1 pseudogene is annotated in these 1,415 nt (G+C 73.1%); it reads right to left on the bottom strand.

The window, feature by feature from the left end:
* Positions 1-1,415: pseudogene (locus SSOG_RS29030) on the bottom strand (type I polyketide synthase); the annotation flags it as partial.

Genomic DNA, 1,415 nt, shown 5'->3' with positions numbered 1-1,415 from the left:
AAGTCCGGCTTCACACCCCACGCCTCGACCAGCCGGAACAGCGCCACCTCGACCGCGAACAACGCAGGCTGAGTGAAGCCGGTCTGATCCAGCGCGGCGGCGTCCTCACCGAAGAGAACGTCCCGCAGCGGCCGTTCAAGATGCTGGTCCAGCTCCGCGCACACCGCGTCCAGCGCCTCCGCGAACACCGGGTACGCCTCGTACAGCTCACGGCCCATCCCCAGCCGCTGGCTGCCCTGCCCCGTGAACAGGAACGCCACCTTGCCCGGCACCGGCGAGCCCTGCACCAGCCCCGGGGTGTCCCCGTCAGCCGTCAGAGCACCGAGCCCGGTCAGGAAGCCGTCGCGGTCGCCCGCGACGACCACCGCGCGGTGGTCGAAGGCGGACCGGGTGGTCGCGAGCGCGTGGCCGAGGTCGAGCGGGCGCAGGTCGGGGTGGGCCTCGACGTGCGCGGTCAGGCGCTCGGCCTGGGCGCGCAGGGCGGCGGCGCCGCGTCCGGACAGGACCCACGGAAGCACGGCGGGGGTGACGCCAGGCGCCTCAACGGAATTGGCCGCTTCGGGCTCGGGCGCCTGCTCGATGATGGTGTGGACGTTGGTGCCGCTGACGCCGAACGACGACACGCCCGCCCGGCGCGGACGGCCCTCGGTCTCCGGCCACTCCCGCGCCTCGGTGAGCAGCGACACCTCACCCGCCGACCAGTCGACGTGCGGTGTCGGCTCGTCCACGTGCAGGGTCTGCGGCAGCATCCCGTGCCGCATCGCCATGACCATCTTGATGACGCCGCCGATTCCGGCGACGTTCTGGGTGTGGCCGATGTTCGACTTCAGCGAGCCGAGCCACAGGGGCTGCCCCTCCGGCCGGTCCTGGCCGTAGGTGGCGAGCAGGGCCTGTGCCTCGATCGGGTCGCCCAGCGTCGTGCCCGTGCCGTGTGCTTCGACCGCGTCCACGTCGGCGGGCGTGAGGCGGGCGTTCTCCAGGGCCTGGCGGATGACGCGCCGCTGCGACGGGCCGTTCGGCGCCGTCAGACCATTCGACGCACCGTCCTGGTTGACCGCCGAACCGCGCACGACGGCCAGCACCTGGTGGCCGTTGCGTACCGCGTCCGACAGCCGCTCGACCAGCAGCACGGCCACGCCCTCGGACCAGCCGGTGCCGTCCGCCGACGCCGCGAAGGACTTGCAGCGGCCGTCGGCGGACAGTCCGCGCTGGCGGCTGAACTCCACGAACACATCGGGCGAGGCGAGCACGGTCGCGCCCGCCGCCACGGCGAGCGAGCATTCGCTCTGCCGCAACGCCTGGACCGCCAGGTGCAGCGCGACCGAGGAGGACGAGCACGCGGTGTCGATGGTGGCGGCCGGGCCTTCGAGGCCGAAAGGCGTACGAGAGCCGCCCCGACGCGACGCTGGAGGCGG

This window comes from Streptomyces himastatinicus ATCC 53653, from assembly GCF_000158915.1.
Lineage (GTDB): Bacteria > Actinomycetota > Actinomycetes > Streptomycetales > Streptomycetaceae > Streptomyces > Streptomyces himastatinicus.
Note: the sequence above shows the minus strand (reverse complement) of the source record. Positions and strands in the feature narration are given on the sequence as shown.